At 59.5% G+C, this 1,786-nt stretch carries 1 protein-coding gene and 1 pseudogene; one reads left to right on the forward strand and one right to left on the reverse strand.

The genetic code is table 11. The features are described 5' to 3' along the window. Nucleotides 1-122: pseudogene (locus NV64_RS23915) on the forward strand (transcriptional repressor PurR); the annotation flags it as partial. On the opposite strand, the gene NV64_RS06320 reads toward NV64_RS23915, so the two are convergent. Then, the gene (locus tag NV64_RS06320; protein WP_056241165.1) at nucleotides 119-1,519 is read right to left on the reverse strand and encodes a DHA2 family efflux MFS transporter permease subunit; all 1,401 of its coding nucleotides are present in this window, start codon (nucleotides 1,517-1,519) and stop codon (nucleotides 119-121) included. The pseudogene NV64_RS23915 and the gene NV64_RS06320 overlap by 4 nt on opposite strands. Between the last annotated feature and the right edge of the window lie 267 nt (nucleotides 1,520-1,786).

Here is a 1,786-nt window from a genome sequence, read left to right on the forward strand (position 1 = left end):
ATGAACTGGGCCAGCTGGCGGTGGATACGCTGCTGCAGCGGCTGAACAAGCCCGGTGCCAGCCCGCAACTGCTGGTGCTGACCCCGGAGCTGGTGGAGCGTGATTCGGTCGGGGAACGTTAAACCGGCTTCTTCTTATCGCGATCGCTGATTAGGTTGCGGCCATCGCCCGGCTTCAGCAGCAGGAACACCCCCGCAGACAGCACGGTGATCGCGCCCATGGTCAGGAAGGTGGCGTGGAAGTGTTGCAGGGTGGTGCCATCGAAGTTCTCATAAAAGCGCAGCACGGCGGCGCTGACCGCCACGCCAAAACCTATCGCCAGCTGCTGAGTGACCGCCAGCATGCTGTTGCCGCTGCTGGCGTTGGCATCGCTCAGGTCGGCCAGCGTAATGGTGTTCATCGCGGTAAACTGCGTCGACATCGCCATACCCAGCACAAACAGCGGGATTAGCAGCGCCGCAATGCTCCAGCTAGCCGACTGCAGCGAGAAAGAGGCGATCAGCACGCCGATAATCACGCTGATGCCGGTCAGCGTTTTGCGATAACCGTACCAGCGCAGCACGCGCGTCACGGTGGATTTGGCCAGAATAGATCCCAGTGCAATCGGTGCCACCATAAAGCCGGCCAGCAGCGCGGTGTAACCGAAGCCGACCTGCAGCATTAACGGCATTAAGAACGGCACGCAGCCGGTGCCCAGCCGTGAAGCAATGTTGCCGACGATGCCCACCGAGAAGGTGCGGGTCTTAAACATCGGCAGCGGGAGCAGCGGGGAAGGGTGTCGCCGCGCGTGTACTATATATAGAAGCAGCAGCACAATGCCGCCCGCCAGCACCCCGCCGGCGACCAGGCTGGATACCACCCGCTCACCAAACAGCTCAATCCCCCCGGAAATGCCGACCAGCCCCAGACCAAACAACAAAAAACCTGCCAGGTCGAAGCGACGTTTCGGGGTGGTAAAGTCAGGCATATATTTGCGGGCATAGAAGATGCCGAGCAGGCCGATCGGAATGTTGATTAAAAATATCCAGTGCCAGCTGGCCCAGGTGACCAGCGCGCCGCCCAGCAGCGGCCCCAGCACCGGGCCGACCAGGCCGGGCATGGTGACAAAGTTCAGCACCGGTAGCAGCTCGCTGCGCGGATAGGCACGCAGCAGCGCCAGGCGTGCCACCGGCATCATCATCGCACCACCGATGCCCTGGATAATGCGCGAGGTGACCAGCATCGCCAGAGAGCCGGAGAGCGCACAGGCCAGTGAACCGAGTGAAAACAGCAGCACGGCAACAATGAACACCTTACGGGTACCGTAACGATCGGCCAGCCAGCCGCTGACCGGGATCAGCATTGCCACCGTCAGGGTGTAGCTGATAATTGCCGACTGCATCGCCAGCGGAGAACGCTGCAGGCTGTCAGCGATAGCGGGCAGTGCGGTGTTGAGGATGGTGGCATCCAGCGCCTGCATAAAGAAGGCCATGGCGGCGATCCACGGAAGTCCGGCCATACTGCGCGCGGATTTGATCATGGGTGGTCCTTTTATTGAGGGTTATGGTACCAAAAGTGCACCTGACGCAGAGAGAGTAGCAGCTCTGTTATGTCAGCGGGGAGGTGTTACCTGTCTGTTCTGGCCGAAATTGCGCTTTTAATGCGCCGTTATTGTGTGTTTTTACCGCTTATGACCAAAAAAACGGCTCTCAGTCATTTTTTTGCAATAAACACTTGTCACCCGTCGGGAACTCCCTATAATGCGCCTCCATCGACACGGAACAACGGCTTACAGGCCAGCGTGTTG

Source organism: Erwinia sp. B116, assembly GCF_002865965.1.
Lineage (GTDB): Bacteria > Pseudomonadota > Gammaproteobacteria > Enterobacterales > Enterobacteriaceae > Erwinia.